Raw genomic sequence first — 17,524 nt, 5'->3', positions numbered from 1 at the left:
TTCATAAAAAAACCGTCTTCCCTTCAAGCGTCATCCTCATTAGATTAGGAGGAAAACTACAAGATACGAAAGAGGCTATAAGAATCGTTCCGATTTAATATAAGAAGTATACAGGATGAATAATTTATTGTAAACCGAAACAGCCCCTTTTCTTCTGAGATATTCTTGGGAATATCAGTGATGGTGCTCCGGTTTTCAATTCAAGAAGGCGCATTTCGTAAACTTTGTGGCTATTCCATATAGATTTGGAAACTACCTCCATAATTGAGTCGAAATAACCGTAAGCAAGAAAGAAAAGAGCTGCCCGCATGAACAGCTCTTTTCTTACTACTTCCTCAGCAATATCCCATTCAATTGATCTTCTTTCTGCTAGAGAATCTTTAATGAATAGCTGATTTGAACCTTGCCCCTTTGGTTTCCTGGGTACTCATAATCGTAATGAAGGCATTGGCATCCACATCGGACACTATCCCCTTCAGCTTCATCACTTCAAGCCTTGTTACTACTACATAAATCACTTCTTTGTCATTGTCTGTGTAGCCGCCGCGGCCCTTAAGCATCGTCGTACCTCTGCCAAGCCTTTGCAAAATGGCATCTGATACCTCTGTGTAATAGTCAGACACAATGATGACGGCTTTGGTTTCATCCATCCCCTGAATGACCGTATCAATCGTTTTGAAAGCAATATAATAGGTCATGACAGAATACATCGCTTCCTCGATTCCGAACACAAATGCTGCCCATCCAAATATGAAGATATTGATGAACATGACGAATTCTCCCACTGAAAACGGCAGCTTCTTCGTCAACAGAATTCCGAGGATTTCCGTTCCATCCAGTGAACCTCCATGCCGAATGACCAAGCCGACCCCGACACCGAGGGTCAGTCCGCCAAATACAGTTGCGAGAATCTCTTCTGTTACAAATGGTTCCACATTATGAAGATAACTCTCTATAACAGCTAGAGCTACAATACCAGCCAAAGAAGAAATCACGAACGTTTTACCGATTTGTTTATAGCCGGAGTACATGAATGGAAGGTTGAGAACTACCAGCAGGGTTGCAAAATTGACGAATGGTATGCCGGACAGCAGATAGTCAAGAATTAAGGATACCCCGATAACGCCACCATCGATAATATTATTCGGAACTAAAAAAAGCTCAATGGAAATTGCTGCAAGCCCGGCACCTAAAATGATAAAGAAGAACCGGTAAATTAAATGGAAAACACTTTCTTTTTTATGTATTCGCTGTGCCATCCTTTTCCCCTTCCCGCTTAACGTTAAGCAAGTAAAATAGAACAAGCCTCCTACACTTTTGTTGTCACAAAGACCTCGTCCCGTTCATATGTATCCTATGAGGGGTGATGGTCGATGAAACTATTGCAAAATGTTATTAATCACAAGATCAACAGCATAACCGGTGATGATTTATTAAGCTATGGGAAGCAATTCAATGTGAATATCAGTCCTGTCCAGGCAGAAAAAATCGCTGCCTATCTCAGAGGCAAGAACATTAATATTTTCGATAATGCTGAACGAAGCAAAGTAATTAAGGAAATAGCCAAGATTGCCGGTCCGTCCACTGCCAAAGATGTCAACAAGATATTCACCAAATTCGTTAACTGAAAATCAGCGGGGCCTCTCTACTAGAGAAGCCCCATTTTTCTTATGATTCCTGAATTTTAAGAAGCAGTTCCTCGTCCCAGGTTTTACTTTTCAGCATTTCTATTTCAAATTTATATGGAGCTTTTTTATTTTTTTTGTCTTCTCCTACAAAAGGAGTCTCGAGTATCTTAGGGACATCCGCCAATTGAGGATGATGGACAATTTTTGAAAGTGCATCGAAGCCGATATGCCCGAAACCGATATTTTCATGGCGGTCTTTCGCTGCTCCGCTTGGATTCTTGCTGTCATTGATGTGAAGAACCTTTAAACGGTCGATGCCGACGATACGATCGAACTCATTTAAGACGCCGTCAAAATCATTGACGATATCATATCCCGCATCATGGGTATGGCAGGTATCAAAGCATACGGACAACCTGTCATTATGTTCCACTCCCTCTATGATCATGGCCAGCTCTTCAAAAGATCTGCCGCATTCAGAGCCTTTTCCTGCCATAGTTTCAAGGGCAATCTGAACTTCCTGATCCTTGACCAGCACCTCATTTAGACCTTCTATGATTTTCTTAATGCCGGCTTCTGAACCCGCACCAACGTGGGCACCCGGATGCAGGACGATTTGCCCTGCTCCGATAGCTGCAGTTCTCTCGATTTCCGACCGCAGGAAATTTACGCCCAGTTCGAATGTGGCAGGATTGGTGGTATTCCCTATGTTGATGATATAAGGAGCATGAACAATGATATCGGTAATTCCATTTTCCTTCATGTGAAGAAGCCCATTCTCGATGTTCAGGTCTTCAATTTTCTTTCTTCTGGTATTTTGAGGGGCACCTGTATACACCATGAAGGTATTGGCACCATATGCAGCTGCCTCCTCACTTGAACCAAGCAGCATTTTCTTTCCGCTCATGGAAACGTGTGAACCTAATTTAACCATCTGTATCCAACTCCCTTGCATTCACTTGATCAATCAGGAATTATTACGTCTTTTGACTCTTCTTTCCCGTTTCTTGATTTGATCCATTTTATATTTCATTTTCTTTTTATAGCCAGGTTTGACCTTGTCCGGCTTACGTACAAGTGATTTCGCCTTTTGATCGATGCTGTCTTCTGTTTTTTTGCGGTTTTTACGTTTATTTCTGTCTACAAGTTCTACCCACTCTCCGCGGATAAGGTCTTGATTCTCAAACGTGATTCCCATTTTCTCCAAGTGATTCAGAGCATCTTCGTCCGAAGGCTCATAAATCGTTACAGCAACACCTGAAGAACCCGCTCTTGCGGTTCTTCCCGTCCTGTGGATATAAAAATCAAGCTCTCCGGGTATTTCGTAATTGATGATGTGGCTGACTCCTTCAATATCAATCCCTCTTGCTGCAAGATCTGTTGCAACAATATACTGATACTCCAGGGCACGGACCTGCTTCATCACTTTCTTTCTTTCGCGCGGAGAAAGATCCCCGTGGATCCTTCCAACTTTCATTCCCTTGCCCAGCAGGAAGTCCGCCACTTCATCCGCCTTTGCCTTTGTATTAGTGAACACAATAGCCAAATAAGGATTAAATGAGGTCAGCGCGTTAAAGAGCAGTTCCTCTTTCTTCCGGCTTTTTCTTGGAAGGAGAATATGCTTGATGTTTTTAGCTGAAATATGCTCAGGCTCTACATGTGCATACTGAGGGTTCTCCATGTATTTCTTTAAAAATGGTTTTAGCTTTTCAGGAATTGTCGCTGAAAAAACAAGGATTTGAAGCTTTTCAGGCATTCTTCCCGCTATCTGGTCGACATCATAGATGAATCCCATATCAAGCATCAAGTCGGCTTCATCCACAACCAGCGTGGCTGCTTTATGTACATGCAGCGCACCTTCTTTCACAAGGTCATTGATCCTTCCCGGGGTACCCACTACAATTTGCGGCTGTGTTTTAAGTTTGTCGATCATACGCTGTTTATCCGTTCCGCCAATATAACAGCGGGAAGTGATTCCCTCTTCATCAGTGATCTTTAATATCTCCTGATAAATCTGCTGAGCAAGTTCCCGTGTCGGCGCCGTAATAATGGCTTGTACCTCTTGAGAATCTTTATCCAGCTTGTTCAAAATCGGCAGCAAATAAGAATGTGTCTTTCCTGTTCCTGTTTGCGACTGTCCAATTGCGCTTTCCCCTCTGTTGATCAGAGGAATCATCTTTTTCTGTATTTCTGTTGGCTCATAAAATTTCAGGCGTTCAATGGCCTCATTGATAAACGGCTGAAAATCATACTGTTGAAATTGATTTTTCATTTCGTCACTCCTTAAATTGTCACATGTTATATTGTGAAGAGATTATCTTAGATTTCTCGCTTTGGTATTCATACAGGTTCTTTCGTAAACTTTCCGCTTTACAGGATACAAGCACGAAGGCCTTAGGGTCATTTACAGATACGAAAACAACATCCACGCAAAAAACAGTCCCTCTATATAACAATACCGTTTTTTGTCACAGATTCAAAATAAAGCTGCATAATTTTACAAATCAATTCTTCTCAGACAAAATTCCATCTCTTCATTATAATAAACAATTTTTAAAACTTCTAGCAGATTCACATATTTATTATTTTTGTGCTCTTTCCTTAGACGTTTTCACCCATTCAGCATATTGTATTAAGAGACTTTATGAGCGAAATCAGAAAGGAGGCCCAATATGCAGCCAAGACAGCAAATGCCCTTTAATCCAAATTCCTTCAGACAGCAGCCTTTTCAGCAAATAAGGGGGATGCGGGGACCAGGTCCTTCAGGATTCGGAATGATGAGACCTGGCGGGATGCAGGGCAGGGTTCCCCAAGGTGCCGGACAGAAATCAGGCGGGCTTTTAGCTAAAATTCTTAACAGGGGCGGCTCTGCCCAAACAGCAGCCAGCCAATTTAATCCTCTTCAAGGAGCTGCGGGATTTCAACGGTCCGCACCAGCCACGGGAGGCTCATTCTTAAAAAACATTATGAACCCAGGCTCACTAAACGGATTTCTCAACAACACCCAGCAGGTATTGAAGAGTGCACAGCAAATGGGACCGATGATTCAACAGGTTCAGCAGTATGGTCCCCTTGTCAAGAATCTCCCAGCCATGTGGAAGCTTTACCGGGGGCTGAGTGCCGCTGAATCCAGTGAAGAAGAAGAATCCACAGATACAGCTGAAGTTATTGAAGATGAAATAGAAGAAAAGGAAGAAATTCAAGCAAAGACAGCTTCATCCAGCAAAAAGAGTAAAAGAAAATCATCAAATTCTGCAAGAAAACCTAAAGAAGCTTCCACAGCCGGAAATTCTAAACCAAAGTTATATGTATAGCCAGCCAGCGCTCTCACCAAAAGGGATGAGGGCTTTTTCTTTCGCTCTTTTCGTAAGCTTTGTTGTTATTTCAGACTAATTCCCAAAAAATAACTATAATTCACCGGTGCACCCTAGTAAACAGGAAAAGAAAAGAGCTGCTCTCTCAGGTCTGAGAGAAAACCTTAGTATACGGGGGGAAATCCGGCTCTTTGAATTATTATGAAAGCAACAAGGTATGCGGATACAGCCTTTCGAAAAGCTTGATGCTGCTTTAAAAGTAATTCCCGCTTCAGCTGTACGCCCCGCGAAGTCCTCGCCTGGAGTAAAATAAACTACAGCTTAAAAGAGCAGTTATATTAATATGGTCCTTCTTCAGAAAAGATTCTTTGTCATCGACAGGAATCTACTTTATAATGAACCCTGTAGGTACAAATAAACAGTCCGACTTCATTTACAGGAGGATTTCAAATATGAATGTTAAGAAAATCACGCCGAGAGGCTATTGTTACGGCGTCGTTGATGCAATGGTCATTGCACGTAACGCCGCTTTAGATAAATCCCTGCCAAGGCCGATCTATATCCTTGGGATGATCGTCCACAACAAGCATGTAACGGATGCTTTTGAAGAAGAAGGCATTATCACATTGGACGGCAAAAACCGCAAAGAGATCTTAGATCAGGTTACAGAAGGCACCGTCATCTTTACAGCTCATGGTGTTTCCCCGGAAGTAAAACAGCTGGCAAAAGATAAAGGGCTGGTCACACTCGATGCTACATGTCCTGATGTAACAAGGACGCACGACCTTATCAGGGCTAAGGAAGCAGAAGGCTTTGATGTCATCTATATCGGCAAAAAAGGACATCCAGAGCCTGAAGGGGCTGTAGGTGTAGCTCCCGGAATTGTCCATCTCGTAGAAACGATGGATGATGTTGAACAATTAAACATTACAAATGAAAAAATCACCGTCACCAACCAAACCACCATGAGTCAATGGGACGTCTCCGATGTAATGGAAAAAGTAAGAGAGAAGTACCCGCAGGTAGAAGTGCACAAGGAGATCTGCCTGGCTACACAAGTACGTCAGGAAGCTGTAGCCGAACAAGCGGGCGAGGCAGACGTTCTCATTGTAGTCGGAGATCCTAAAAGCAATAACTCCAACCGCCTTGCTCAAGTTTCAGAAGAAATTGCCGGCACAAAAGCTTATCGCATTGCGGATATCAGCGAGCTTCAAATTGAATGGATCAAAGATGCAGAATTGGTTGCCGTGACAGCAGGAGCTTCCACACCTACTCCTATTGTGAAGGAAGTAATGAACTTCATCAGCCAATTCGACACCGAAAATGAAGAAACATGGACAAGGGAGAAGAAAGTGCCTTTGAACAAAATTCTTCCCAAAGTCAAAAAACCGAAGACGGCAGTGGAATAATAAAAAAAGCGCAAGCGCCCCTTTTAGCCCCGACAGGCAAATGTTCCCTGGAGAAAAAAAGATGGGCTTTCCTTTTATTCTCCAGGGGTTATTTGACCCCGAGGGGCTAGGCGCTGGAGCTGGATTCAGAAACGCTGCCTAATTTTCGATCTGAAAATTTTTATACTTTCTTATCTTTGAACAAACGCTCATTTGCCTTTTCGGCCCCAAATTATTTAACTCTGAGGGGCTGGAAGAGGATAACATAGTTAATAGTTGTCCTTAGAGGGATAATAATTTATCATTTTTTAACAGAAAAGCAGGCATTCGTAACGAATGCCTGCTTTCCTGTTTTTTTTATGTCTTATAAAAATGTAAATGGATCGGTATTCACCTTTGAAACTACAAACTCCACTTCCATTCCTTTTTCCCGGCATCTATGAGTCATCCACCGGGCAACGCCTTCTTTCATCACTTTTTCGATATGATGCCCTGCATCCACTACATTGAGTCCAAGCATCATTGCATCATGAGCAGTATGGTAGTATAAATCTCCAGTCACAAAGGCATCTGCACCACTGTACTTAGCACTATGGATGAATTTATTTCCATCTCCGCCCAATACAGCGACTTTTTGAATTGTGTCTGATAAGGAACCGGTTACCCTTACATTTCCCACACCAAGCTTCTCTTTTACATAAGATGCAAACTCCTTCAGAGACATCGGTGATGAAAGTTTTCCAACTCTGCCCAGCCCTAAAGTTTCTCCCTCGTTATCCACCGGCATGATGTCATATGCAGCTTCTTCGTAAGGGTGGCTTTTAATCAAGGCTTTCAACACTTTCTTTTCCAACTTTTCAGGATAAATGGTTTCGACTCTAACTTCCGAAGCTTCTGCCATTTTGCCTCTTTCTCCAATATGCGGATCCGTTCCTTCACCGGGCAGGAAGCGGCCTGTACCCGGACTTGAAAAAGTACAGTGACTGTAATTTCCTATATGTCCGGCACCGGCATCTCCCAGTGCTTTCCTGACCTTATCAGCGTCTTCTTCAGGTACGAATACAGCCAGCTTCTTTAATTTCTCACGGAAGGTCGGAAGCAATACCTTTGTATCCTTCAATTCCAAAGCCTCTGCCAATAAATCATTTACACCGCCCTTCGCTACATCCAGATTGGTATGTGCCGCATAAACAGATATGTCATTTTTAATCAGCTTTTCGATCATTCTTCCCTGAACCGTGTCTGTCCGAATGGACTTTAAGGATCTGAACAATGGAGGATGATGGGCAATGATCAATTTAACGCCTTTTTCGACGGCTTCATCCACAACTTCTTCAAGGACATCCAGGGTAATCATTACTTTTTCTATCTTTTGGTTAAGCCTTCCTATTTGCAGGCCGATCTTATCTCCTTCTTCAGCAAGCTCTTTTGGTGCGAGGGCCTCGAACAGCGAGATGATTTCATGGCCATTAACGGTTTTCATCCAATACCTCCTCAACAATCTCTATTTTCTTTTGGATTCCAGCTCTTCTCTCCCTCAATTGAGGAGAATCTTCAGCTGCTTCCATTTTGTCTATGATCGTCTTCCATTGCTTTAATTCGTGTTTCCACTTTCGCTTAAACACAGAACTATTCTCTTTCATTAAAAAAGGACCAAGCAGCAGTTCACTGTCCCTATCCGCCTCTGTATAAGGCTCTTCTGGATTTCCTTTATCTGCGGCGAGGACTTCATATATTTTATCATCTTCTTCCAAAATCTGTTCGGCCTTCAATTCCCAGCCATTTTTCAACAGCCACTTTCTGATGGAGGATGCCCCCACATTTGGCTGAAGAACCAGACGGCTGACTCCCTCAAGTTTACTTTTACCATTTTCCAGGATACTGGCTATTAAGGCTCCTCCCATACCGGCAATGGTTATGCAGTCCGTTTCATGGGGCTGGATAACTTGAAGTCCATCTCCTTTACGGACAGATATGGAATCTTCCAGCTGCGAATACTTCACCTGTTTGACTGCGGATTGATACGGGCCCTCCGCTACTTCCCCTGCTACCCCTGAAACCGCGATACCTTTGTCCACGGCATAGCAAGGCAGGTAGGCATGATCGGAGCCGATGTCGGCAATCCTGGAGCCCTGGGGGATAAATGAGACAACAACTTCTAACCTCTTCGATAATTTCTCTGAATTCATATTTTCACCTTTTAGTATGTATTTGGTTTTTAACGGTTATAAGATCGAACGCGTATCCTTTACGCTTTTCATTCTAACCAAGTTTCATTACAAAAAAAAGTCCTTTGCATGAGCAAAGAACTTTTTCAGAGAATTATAATTCCAGTAACCATTCTGCCATGGCTTCTTCGTTTCCAGGTACAAGACCGGCTGGCATTCCGCTGCCTTTACCGTTTTGAAGAATATCCACGATTTCTTCCTGAGAATAACGGTCACCAAGACCAGTAAGAGCCGGACCTGCTCCACCTTCATAGTTTCCACCGTGACAAGAGATACACGCTTTCTCATAATGAGCTTGAGGATCGAACTCGCCGCCTTCAGCTGTACCGCCCTCTTCAGTCTCTTCCGTACCTTCACCATGTCCTTCTGCCATCTCTTCAGAGTTATTCAATCCTTCTAAAGACATAAAGAAAACAAGGCCGATTCCAAAAACCATAATAAGAACGAATGGAATAATCGGATTGCGATTCATAAATTAACCTCCCTTATGTAACAGTTGATAGTATAGGTTGTGTTTATTATAAACAATATTTATTTTACTTTAAATAGAAAGAAAGTAAAAGTCCTAAGCAGTACTTTTTCGACGTTTGTCGCAAATTAGACACTTTTGAACGCACAGTAAAGCCGACAATGCACGTACTGTACCACTCTTCTCTTTTCAATGAAAATGTCGAAATGCGAATGAATGCCTTCTGACTAGCGATCCCTCTATCTTTGAGATTCAGTGCTGCCCGATACAAATTCTGACTAATCCGATTTCCAAGTTGAGAAATGCAATGTCAGATAGCAGCCTCTGCATGTAATTTCAGGCTCTCCTTAACCCATTACTCATACATCCTTTAATCAAATGAGCAATTCTCTACTTATTCAAGGCAAAATGCACAGAAGACCCTAAGATGAAGATGCTTTTTAAGGGCTTTTTAAAAAAGTACAAGCAACCCTTTTAGCCCCGACAGGCAAATGTTCTCAGGAGAAAAAAAGGCGGTCTTTCCTTTTATTCGCCAAGGGTTATTTGACTCCGAGGGGCTGGGCGGTGAAGCCGGATTCATAAACGCTCCCTAAATTCGAACTTAAATTTTATACTTATCTGTTAAGAAGGCTCTTTTCTAAAAGATTGTTCCTTTTGAATGATTTTTTCCTCCTCCCCTTTTACGTAGAAGGATTGGAGCGGAAGGCGTGCGACCTCCTGCGGGACTAGCGGGACAGGTGATACCCGGGTTCCGTACCCACTGGAACGGAACCTTCCTCTCGAGGAGGCCGGGCGCCCGCCCCGCGGAGTCGCGCGACTGGGGCGGAAATCCATACAATTAGAAAAGCCACAATCTTTGCGAAAAGAGCCTTTAAGAAAGAAAGCCCGGAATAAAAATTCCAGGCTCCATCTCATCAAGAATTAACATCCGATCAATCGGGAGATGACCATTCTCTGTACTTCAGAAGTTCCTTCACCGATTTCAAGAAGTTTCGCATCACGCATATAGCGTTCCACTTCATACTCTTTCATATATCCGTAGCCTCCATGAATTTGGATGGCTTCATCAGCGACTTCCATCGCGATCTCGGAAGCATACAGCTTGCACATTGAAGCTTCCTTGGCGAAAGGCCTGCCTTGATCTTTCAGCCAGGCTGCTTTATAAATCATATTCTTCGCCAGCTCAATTTTCATAGCCATATCAGCAAGTTTGAATTGAGTTACTTGGAACTTGGATAGGGATCTTCCAAATTGTTTTCTTTCTTGCGAATACTGAAGGGCTTTTTCAAAAGCTGCTTCTGCTATTCCCAGCGCCATGGCCCCAATGCCAATACGTCCACCATCAAGAGTTGCAAGGAATTGCTTAAAGCCCTCCCCTTTTTTTCCAAGAAGGTTCTCTTCAGGGACCCTTACGTTTTCGAGGACAAGTTCAGTTGTATTGGAAGCATTAAGCCCCATCTTTTCATAATTGTCTACAACTGTGAATCCAGGTGCATCTGTTGGAACAATGATGGCGCTGATTTCTTTGCTCCCGTCCTCTCTGCGGTTTGTAATAGCCGTAAGCGCAAGATTCTTTGCGTAGCTTGCATTAGTGATGAAACTCTTATTGCCATTGATGACATATTCATTTCCCTCTTTTACAGCCGCAGTCTGAGTACCCCCTGCATCAGATCCGGCATTTGGCTCGGTTAATCCAAAGGCACCAAAAGATTCCCCGGTACAAATAGGCGTCAGGTATTTATGTTTTTGTTCATCCGTACCAAACATACTGATTGGCGCACCGCCTAGGGAAATATGCGCGGAATAAGTAATTCCTGTGGAAGCACACGCCTTGCTCAATTCCTGTGTCACAATCGCAAAACTTACTGTATCTCCGCCTGCTCCGCCATATTCTTCCGAAAACGGCAGCCCCATCATCCCCAGGTCGCCGAGCTTTTGAAATATCTCTTTTGGAAATTGCTTAGTCCGATCTCTTTCAATTGCTCCCGGAGCAACTTCCTCCCTGGCAAAATCCCGAATTGTTTTTTGAATCATTTTTTGTTCAGAAGTCAAATCAAAATTCATGTCCATCCCCCTTATTATGCAAACATCCGTTTTAAGAACCTGGCTGCTTGAAATACCCAAGCCTCCGCCATGATTCCAGAATGTCCATGCTGCCAAAAAAGTGTTGTTTGCGCTTACACTCTTCATTATAAAAGGTTTGGCATAATTTTCTCAACTTTTAAAAACTTTTTAAAATTCCGTTATTATATCAGGATAGAGACAATCAAAAGGATAATCCCGACAGCTCCGGCTAAAGTAAAATAAAGAAGCTTCCTGTACAAACCGCACAGCAACCACATTAAACAGTTAAAAAACAAGAGTCCATATGTAATGAGTTTATCTCCCTTATAAAAGGCATCCGCAAAACTAACCGTCTGCAAAAGAATGAGCAATGCAATGGTTATGTAGATGACCGGAAGGATTAATTCTTTATTAGAATAATAAATCCCCGAAAAAATTAATGAGACGACAAAACCTGTCAAAATCGCTGTTTGCAAAACGAATGACAATTCAGTAAAATAAATGACAAATAATGAAATTGGAATTAAAGTACAGATCAGGATAGAAGGAATTAAGGAAGCAGAAGAGAATCTTGATTTTCCTGTCTCGATATCCTCTATCTCATTCCCCTGATTATAAAGCGCTAATAAATAGTCACAGTACTGCTCAGGAAGCATCTTATTATGTTTCCAAAAAAGGATTTCGTTTATTATTATGTTTGTTTTTTGATTATTACTATTCATCGTTCCACATCCTGTACTGTATTTTTCGCCATCGGTACCCGGGAACCCTTTTTTTATTAAGAATTATGTTGGAAAGAGAGAGAGCAAATTCGCAAACGTCCTTTTAGCTCGCCAGGCAAATAGTTTATTCTCCTTTAAATATTTGTTCACAATTGGCTGTACGAGGACTTGATTGTTAAAGTTATCCGCTAAGAAATACAAAAAAAGATTACTCTCCCTTAGGAAAGTAATCTATCTGGAAATCATCTTCTACTCCAAGAAATCTTTCAAGCGCTTGCTGCGGCTCGGGTGGCGCAGCTTTCTCAACGCTTTGGCTTCGATTTGACGAATACGTTCTCTAGTTACACCAAATACTTTTCCAACTTCCTCAAGAGTCCTGGTACGCCCATCATCCAGGCCGAAGCGAAGTCTTAGTACATTTTCTTCCCTGTCTGTCAGGGTATCCAGCACGTCCTCCAGCTGTTCTTTAAGGAGTTCATAGGCAGCATGTTCAGAAGGAGACTGAGCTTCTGCATCCTCAATGAAGTCACCAAGGTGAGAATCGTCTTCTTCACCGATAGGCGTTTCAAGAGATACTGGTTCCTGGGCAATTTTCAGGATTTCCCTTACTTTTTCAGGAGTCAAATCCATTTCTTCAGCTATTTCTTCCGGTGACGGCTCACGTCCCAAATCCTGAAGCAGCTGGCGCTGAACCCTGATCAGCTTATTAATCGTCTCAACCATGTGAACTGGTATACGGATGGTCCTTGCCTGATCGGCGATTGCTCGTGTGATGGCCTGGCGTATCCACCATGTGGCATACGTACTGAATTTGAACCCTTTTCGGTAATCAAACTTTTCAACCGCTTTGATCAGGCCCATATTTCCTTCTTGAATCAGGTCAAGGAACAGCATACCGCGTCCTACATACCTTTTTGCAATACTAACTACAAGCCGTAAGTTGGCTTCCGCAAGGCGGCGTTTTGCTTCCTCGTCACCCTCTTCAATCCGGTTAGCCAGAGAAATTTCTTCCTGCGCGGACAATAGGTCCACTCTTCCGATTTCCTTCAAGTACATACGGACCGGATCATTAATCTTTACTCCCGGAGGAACACTTAAATCATTAAGGTCGAACTCTTCGTCACCAGCCTTATTCAACTGCTGGATATTCGGATCGTCATCCTCTTCATTTTCATTGATGATTTCTACTCCCTGTTCTCCTAACTGTTCGTAGAACTCATCCATAGTATCGGATTCAAGTTCAAAATTAGCCAATTTCTCGGCTATATCTTCATATGTTAATACGCCACGTTTTTTTCCGAGCTCCATTAACTGTTCTTTCACCTGGTCTACTGTGACTTCTGACTCTACCTCTTTGGAACGTGCTGACTTTTCAGCCATTTGTTCCCCTCCTTCCAACTTCCTTACATTTGATCCCGCTTTATAACGATTTTCTAAGCCTCACGATTTCCATTGCAATCATGGCAGCTTTGTTATAATCTTTTTGTCTTTCAGCTTCTTTTTGCGCTGTTTGTTTTTCTTTTATTGTCAACATCTTTTGATGTTTTAACACCTGATTAACATAATCAATTAATTCCTGTTCACTGCATTCGTCCGAAATGGACATCATTCCGATTTCAGATACGACCCTCCTGAGCCTGCTGTCCGGCAGGAACTGTATGAATCCACTGGAATCAGCCTCATTTCCCTCTTCATAATAACCGAATAAATAGGTGATGATTGCTTGATGCTCATCAAGGTTGAATGAGCTGCCTCCCAAGAGGTCCTGGACTTTAAAGCAGATATCAGGATTTTTCATCATATGGGCAATCAGCCGCCTTTCAGCAGTGTGATATGCCGGGAACAGCTTGGTTTCCGCTTTAGGCTGCAAAGGCTGAACATAATCAGGCTTTCTTTGTTCCCTTTTGTCTGATTTCCTGTCAGCGAAATAAACCTGTTTTTGCTGCTGCTGCAGCGCCTGCAGAGATAAGGAAAACTCATCTGCCAGCTGCCTTAGATAATAATCCCGTTCAATATGATTCTGAAGTGAACTGATTTCCTTTAATACTTCTTCTATATACTGAAGCCTATCTCCTTCATCATTCAATTTTTTTCCTTGACGGAAGTAAACAAGTTTGAATGCCATGAAGGTCAAGCTTGCCCCTATTACATCATTTTGGAATTTCTCCGCATTGTACTTTTTGATGTAGTCATCGGGATCAAGCTTTTCAGGAATCATTGCTATCCTTAGATTGAATTGTTCTTCATTGAGCATTTTGGCAGCGCGAAAAGCTGCTTCCAATCCAGCTTTGTCACCGTCATAACAGATCACGATGGAGTCTGTTACCCTCTTCAGCATTTGCAGATGCTTTGCAGTCAATGAAGTCCCCATTGAAGCAATACCGTTTTCCACACCTGCCCTGTCAGCGGAAATTACGTCTGCGAAGCCTTCGAACAAAATGGCCTGGCTTTTCCTTCTTATGACAGGCCGTGCATTGTGAAAATTATAGAGTACAGAACTTTTGTTGAATATGACCGTTTCAGGACTGTTAAGGTACTTAGGTTCCTCGCCGCCCATCGCCCTGCCGGAAAAAGCAATTGTTTTGCCTCTCTGATCATGGATGGGAAACATAATCCTTCCCCTGAACCGGTCAAAATACTGTTCTTCTGATTCTTTTTTGACCAGAAGCCCCGCGTCCGCCATCAAGTCCGGTGTAAATCCCCTTTTGGTAAGGAAATTGACGGTGAATTCCCAGCTTGGAAGGCTCCAGCCGATTTGGAATTTATCGATGCTTTCACGGGTGAATCCCCTCTCCAAAAGGTATTCCAGGGCATCCTGGCCCTCTTTTGTATTTACGAGTAAATGATGATAGAATTTACTTAATAGTTCATGTGCTTCAATCATCTTTTCTTCAGCTTTACTGGCTGTCGTTTCAGCAGGGCTGATATCAACTGTCAGCTCATGACCTGTCTTACCTGCAAGCTTCACTACGGATTCTTGAAATGAAATACCGTCTATGTCCATAAGGAAAGTATAGGCATTACCGCCAGCTCCGCAGCCAAAGCAGTGAAAAATCTGTTTATCAGGGGAAACAGAAAAAGATGGTGTGCTTTCTCCATGAAACGGGCAAAGGCCGAAGTAATTTCTTCCCTGTTTCTTCAGCTGCACATAATCACTTATAACGTCCACTATATCAACTGACTGACGAATCTCATTAATTTTTTCTTCAGGAATTCTCCCTGTCACAAACACATCACCTGATTATTATTTTACTTAAATAATGCATTCGATCAATCTCATTGATCTCCTGCAAAATTCGACAAAATTTTCTTGAACACAGAGACAAACCTTTCTCTATCTTCAGATGTAAACGGTTTGGGACCTTTTCCATACTTCCCTTTCCGCCTTTCTTTAGCGGACAGATACCGGAAATCCAAAGCCGTTGAGATGGTTTCTTCTCTAAACTCTTTTCCCCTCGGAGAAATCGCATAAACGCCTTTCGGCAATACAATGCTCGCCAGACCGATATCCTGGGTGACGAGTACATCCCCGCTTTTTATTTGATTCATGATATAAAGATCTGCTGCCTCTTTTGAGGAATCCACATAGACCCACACCCCTTTGTCGGGAGTGGTCTTCCTGTGCGCATTGGATGCGATGAAGATGACTTTTACTTCCCGGTCTTCACATATGCCTGTAATTTCTTCTTTTACAGGACATGCGTCTGCATCTACATAAACAGCAGCTTCCTTTTTGCTACTATTACCTATTCTACATCACCTCAAAATATCCTTCTTCATCTGACAACTTTCATGCCGCTCCTCATAAAGAAAACATTTTGTCGATTTTTTTCTTCTTCAGTAACTTGACATAACCCAATAATTAGTTTATTCGTTTATACATGAGTCTAAACCTATTTTTGAATATATTTTTATCACAATTTTTTATTATAGTATATCTTCATGCTTTTGACTACTAAAAACCCCGTATACAATATATTTTTTCTTCGGGCTCCATATTACTCAATCGTTCACTTTATTTTTTCCTGTAGAAAGTAAATCCTGAACAAAAAGAAAAAGGATGACATCCTGATGGCATCCTTAGTTCGATTTCTGAATTTCATTGATGATGATATTAGCTGTTTCTTCAACCGCTTTATTGGAGACATCCACAACATGGCAGCCAATTTTGTCTACGATTTTTTCGAAGTACTCAATCTCCTGCTGGATTCTATCGAGGTTTGCATAACTGGCCTGGTCGTTCAGTCCAAGTGATTTTAACCTTTCCCTTCTTATGCTGTTCAGTTTTTCTGGTGCAGCTTTCAACCCGAAGCACTTAGAAGGATGCACTTTAAACAGTTCTTCAGGCGGGTCAACTTCTGGCACCAATGGTACGTTCGCAACCTTCAGCCTTTTAAGAGCCAGGTATTGAGATAAAGGAGTCTTGGAGGTTCTTGATACACCAATCAAAACAATATCAGCCCTCAAAAGTCCTCTGGGATCTCTTCCATCGTCATATTTCACTGCAAACTCAATTGCTTCGACCTTTTTAAAATAATCAGCATCGAGTTTTCGGACAACACCCGGTTCATTTGATGGAACTTTATCATATTTTTGCTGATAAGTATCCATTAAAGGACCCATGATATCGAAAGCATATAACTGCTCCCTTTCAGCTTCTTCCTTAAGATATCTTCTCATATCCGGCTTTACCAAAGTGTAAACAATCAAACCATTATTCAACTTGGCTAAGGAAAGAACTTCATCAAGATGAGAAGTATCTTCTACATATGGAAAACGCTTGATTACTGTGTTGGAGCCGTCAAACTGACTGATGGCAGCTTTGGTAACAAGTTCCGCCGTTTCTCCTACTGAATCCGAAACTACATAAATATAAGGTTCTTTCAAAATACTCACCACCCTGGTATTTTTACTTAGATATCTTCAGCCAAAGCAACAAACGCCTTGGTAATATTCGTTTTCGTAATCCTTCCAGTCACTTCCAAATCCCCATTCTCCGTTAAACTTACTACCGGTACTGCATCAATCTGTTTATCGATAAGACTTTTGGCTACATCGATCAGCAGATCTTCCTTTCCACATGTGGTGATATTCGGCATTCTCGTCATGATGATATTCACCGGAATCGAGGTCAGTTCCTGCTTGCCGATACTCGCCCGCAACAGATCCTTCCGGGATAAGACTCCAACCAAATGCGTGTTTTCATCTATAACAAACAAAGTTCCGACATCTTCTAGAAACATAGTCACGATTGCATCATATACTGAAACATTCTCATTCACAACTACTGGAATGGATTGATAATTTCTAACTAATATTTTTTTAAGGTTTTCTGTTAAGAGCTGTGTGCCTGTCTTGCCTGAGTAAAAATACCCCACACGAGGTCTCGCATCCAGATAGCCTGCCATAGTTAATATCGCCAAGTCCGGCCGAAGAGTTGCACGTGTTAGATTCAGCCTCTCAGCAATCTGTTCTCCGGTTATCGGGCCATTATCCTTTACAATCTGCAGAATATGCTCCTGCCGCTTATTTAGTTCCATCTTGCTCACCACCTATCGGACAAATGTATAAAATAAGTGTTATACTTTATACTAAATATTATATACTATTAAGAAAAAAAGAAAAGAAAGACTTTTTATAAACCTAGTTTGCATGAAAATTAATATTGACTTCTTCTAAGAACCAGTCAAAGAAATTGATCAGGATAATTA

Annotated in this window: 16 protein-coding genes; 3 read left to right on the top strand and 13 right to left on the bottom strand. The window is 42.1% G+C overall.

Annotated features, from left to right (window positions below; translation table 11 throughout):
- Positions 1-380: 380 nt before the first annotated feature.
- The gene (locus tag FZC79_RS10105; protein ID WP_148946676.1) at positions 381-1,259 is read right to left on the bottom strand and encodes a YitT family protein; all 879 of its coding nucleotides are present in this window, start codon (positions 1,257-1,259) and stop codon (positions 381-383) included.
- Positions 1,260-1,373: 114 nt separating this feature from the next.
- Here FZC79_RS10105 and FZC79_RS10100 point away from each other — a divergent pair, with 114 nt between their 5' ends.
- A complete protein-coding gene (locus FZC79_RS10100; protein WP_148946675.1) occupies positions 1,374-1,628 on the top strand; it encodes a DUF2624 domain-containing protein in 255 nt (84 codons plus the stop codon).
- A gap of 40 nt (positions 1,629-1,668) precedes the next feature.
- Here FZC79_RS10100 and FZC79_RS10095 read toward each other — a convergent pair whose 3' ends face one another.
- Together FZC79_RS10095 and FZC79_RS10090 are read right to left on the bottom strand one after the other, a co-directional pair.
- Positions 1,669-2,562 carry a deoxyribonuclease IV gene (locus FZC79_RS10095; RefSeq protein ID WP_148946674.1) on the bottom strand — a complete coding sequence of 298 codons (894 nt, stop codon included), beginning with the start codon at positions 2,560-2,562 and terminating at the stop codon, positions 1,669-1,671.
- A gap of 33 nt (positions 2,563-2,595) precedes the next feature.
- Entirely contained in the window at positions 2,596-3,900 is a 1,305-nt protein-coding gene (locus tag FZC79_RS10090) for a DEAD/DEAH box helicase (RefSeq protein ID WP_148946673.1), read from the bottom strand.
- Positions 3,901-4,300: 400 nt separating this feature from the next.
- Between FZC79_RS10090 and vrrA the strand changes: the two genes are divergently transcribed.
- Positions 4,301-4,942, top strand: a complete 642-nt coding sequence (gene vrrA / locus FZC79_RS10085) for a VrrA/YqfQ family protein (RefSeq protein WP_148946672.1) — start codon at positions 4,301-4,303, stop codon at positions 4,940-4,942.
- 452 nt (positions 4,943-5,394) lie between these two features.
- Positions 5,395-6,351 carry a 4-hydroxy-3-methylbut-2-enyl diphosphate reductase gene (locus tag FZC79_RS10080; RefSeq protein WP_148946671.1) on the top strand — a complete coding sequence of 319 codons (957 nt, stop codon included), beginning with the start codon at positions 5,395-5,397 and terminating at the stop codon, positions 6,349-6,351.
- 343 nt (positions 6,352-6,694) lie between these two features.
- Here FZC79_RS10080 and FZC79_RS10075 read toward each other — a convergent pair whose 3' ends face one another.
- From FZC79_RS10075 to FZC79_RS10025, 10 genes are all read right to left on the bottom strand, one after another.
- Positions 6,695-7,813 carry a Nif3-like dinuclear metal center hexameric protein gene (locus FZC79_RS10075; RefSeq protein ID WP_148946670.1) on the bottom strand — a complete coding sequence of 373 codons (1,119 nt, stop codon included), beginning with the start codon at positions 7,811-7,813 and terminating at the stop codon, positions 6,695-6,697.
- Complete coding sequence (locus FZC79_RS10070) at positions 7,800-8,519, bottom strand: tRNA (adenine(22)-N(1))-methyltransferase (RefSeq protein WP_148946669.1); 720 nt, start codon at positions 8,517-8,519, stop codon at positions 7,800-7,802. The genes FZC79_RS10075 and FZC79_RS10070 overlap by 14 nt, the downstream gene beginning before the upstream one ends.
- 133 nt (positions 8,520-8,652) lie before the next feature.
- Entirely contained in the window at positions 8,653-9,030 is a 378-nt protein-coding gene (gene cccA / locus FZC79_RS10065) for a cytochrome c550 (protein WP_148946668.1), read from the bottom strand.
- A 918-nt stretch (positions 9,031-9,948) separates the two neighbouring features.
- Positions 9,949-11,091 carry an acyl-CoA dehydrogenase family protein gene (locus FZC79_RS10055; protein ID WP_148946667.1) on the bottom strand — a complete coding sequence of 381 codons (1,143 nt, stop codon included), beginning with the start codon at positions 11,089-11,091 and terminating at the stop codon, positions 9,949-9,951.
- A gap of 182 nt (positions 11,092-11,273) precedes the next feature.
- Entirely contained in the window at positions 11,274-11,813 is a 540-nt protein-coding gene (locus FZC79_RS10050; protein WP_148946666.1) for a hypothetical protein, read from the bottom strand.
- A gap of 249 nt (positions 11,814-12,062) precedes the next feature.
- Positions 12,063-13,193, bottom strand: coding sequence for an RNA polymerase sigma factor RpoD (gene rpoD / locus FZC79_RS10045; RefSeq protein WP_113927522.1), 1,131 nt, complete (start codon positions 13,191-13,193; stop codon positions 12,063-12,065).
- Positions 13,194-13,233: 40 nt separating this feature from the next.
- Positions 13,234-15,039: a DNA primase gene (gene dnaG / locus FZC79_RS10040; protein WP_148946665.1), complete on the bottom strand. Its 1,806-nt coding sequence runs from the start codon at positions 15,037-15,039 to the stop codon at positions 13,234-13,236.
- 50 nt (positions 15,040-15,089) lie between these two features.
- Positions 15,090-15,563 carry a YaiI/YqxD family protein gene (locus tag FZC79_RS10035; RefSeq protein WP_148946664.1) on the bottom strand — a complete coding sequence of 158 codons (474 nt, stop codon included), beginning with the start codon at positions 15,561-15,563 and terminating at the stop codon, positions 15,090-15,092.
- A 330-nt stretch (positions 15,564-15,893) separates the two neighbouring features.
- Positions 15,894-16,703, bottom strand: coding sequence for a pyruvate, water dikinase regulatory protein (locus FZC79_RS10030; RefSeq protein ID WP_148946802.1), 810 nt, complete (start codon positions 16,701-16,703; stop codon positions 15,894-15,896).
- 23 nt (positions 16,704-16,726) lie between these two features.
- The gene (locus FZC79_RS10025; protein ID WP_286365365.1) at positions 16,727-17,353 is read right to left on the bottom strand and encodes a helix-turn-helix transcriptional regulator; all 627 of its coding nucleotides are present in this window, start codon (positions 17,351-17,353) and stop codon (positions 16,727-16,729) included.
- Positions 17,354-17,524: the final 171 nt, after the last annotated feature.

The sequence above is a fragment of the Rossellomorea vietnamensis genome (assembly GCF_008180615.1).
Taxonomy (GTDB): Bacteria; Bacillota; Bacilli; order Bacillales; family Bacillaceae_B; genus Rossellomorea; species Rossellomorea vietnamensis_D.
Note: the sequence above shows the minus strand (reverse complement) of the source record. Positions and strands in the feature narration are given on the sequence as shown.

Excerpts from the sequence above, each read along its gene's own strand:
- FZC79_RS10025 (WP_286365365.1), bottom strand. The coding sequence starts at position 17,353 with ATGGAACTAAATAAGCGGCAGGAGCATATTCTGCAGATTGTAAAGGAT.
- vrrA (WP_148946672.1), top strand. The coding sequence starts at position 4,301 with ATGCAGCCAAGACAGCAAATGCCCTTTAATCCAAATTCCTTCAGACAG.
- FZC79_RS10090 (WP_148946673.1), bottom strand. The coding sequence starts at position 3,900 with ATGAAAAATCAATTTCAACAGTATGATTTTCAGCCGTTTATCAATGAG.
- rpoD (WP_113927522.1), bottom strand. The coding sequence starts at position 13,193 with ATGGCTGAAAAGTCAGCACGTTCCAAAGAGGTAGAGTCAGAAGTCACA.
- FZC79_RS10100 (WP_148946675.1), top strand. The coding sequence starts at position 1,374 with ATGAAACTATTGCAAAATGTTATTAATCACAAGATCAACAGCATAACC.
- FZC79_RS10080 (WP_148946671.1), top strand. The coding sequence starts at position 5,395 with ATGAATGTTAAGAAAATCACGCCGAGAGGCTATTGTTACGGCGTCGTT.
- FZC79_RS10105 (WP_148946676.1), bottom strand. The coding sequence starts at position 1,259 with ATGGCACAGCGAATACATAAAAAAGAAAGTGTTTTCCATTTAATTTAC.
- FZC79_RS10095 (WP_148946674.1), bottom strand. The coding sequence starts at position 2,562 with ATGGTTAAATTAGGTTCACACGTTTCCATGAGCGGAAAGAAAATGCTG.
- FZC79_RS10075 (WP_148946670.1), bottom strand. The coding sequence starts at position 7,813 with ATGAAAACCGTTAATGGCCATGAAATCATCTCGCTGTTCGAGGCCCTC.
- cccA (WP_148946668.1), bottom strand. The coding sequence starts at position 9,030 with ATGAATCGCAATCCGATTATTCCATTCGTTCTTATTATGGTTTTTGGA.
- FZC79_RS10070 (WP_148946669.1), bottom strand. The coding sequence starts at position 8,519 with ATGAATTCAGAGAAATTATCGAAGAGGTTAGAAGTTGTTGTCTCATTT.
- FZC79_RS10050 (WP_148946666.1), bottom strand. The coding sequence starts at position 11,813 with ATGAATAGTAATAATCAAAAAACAAACATAATAATAAACGAAATCCTT.
- FZC79_RS10055 (WP_148946667.1), bottom strand. The coding sequence starts at position 11,091 with ATGAATTTTGATTTGACTTCTGAACAAAAAATGATTCAAAAAACAATT.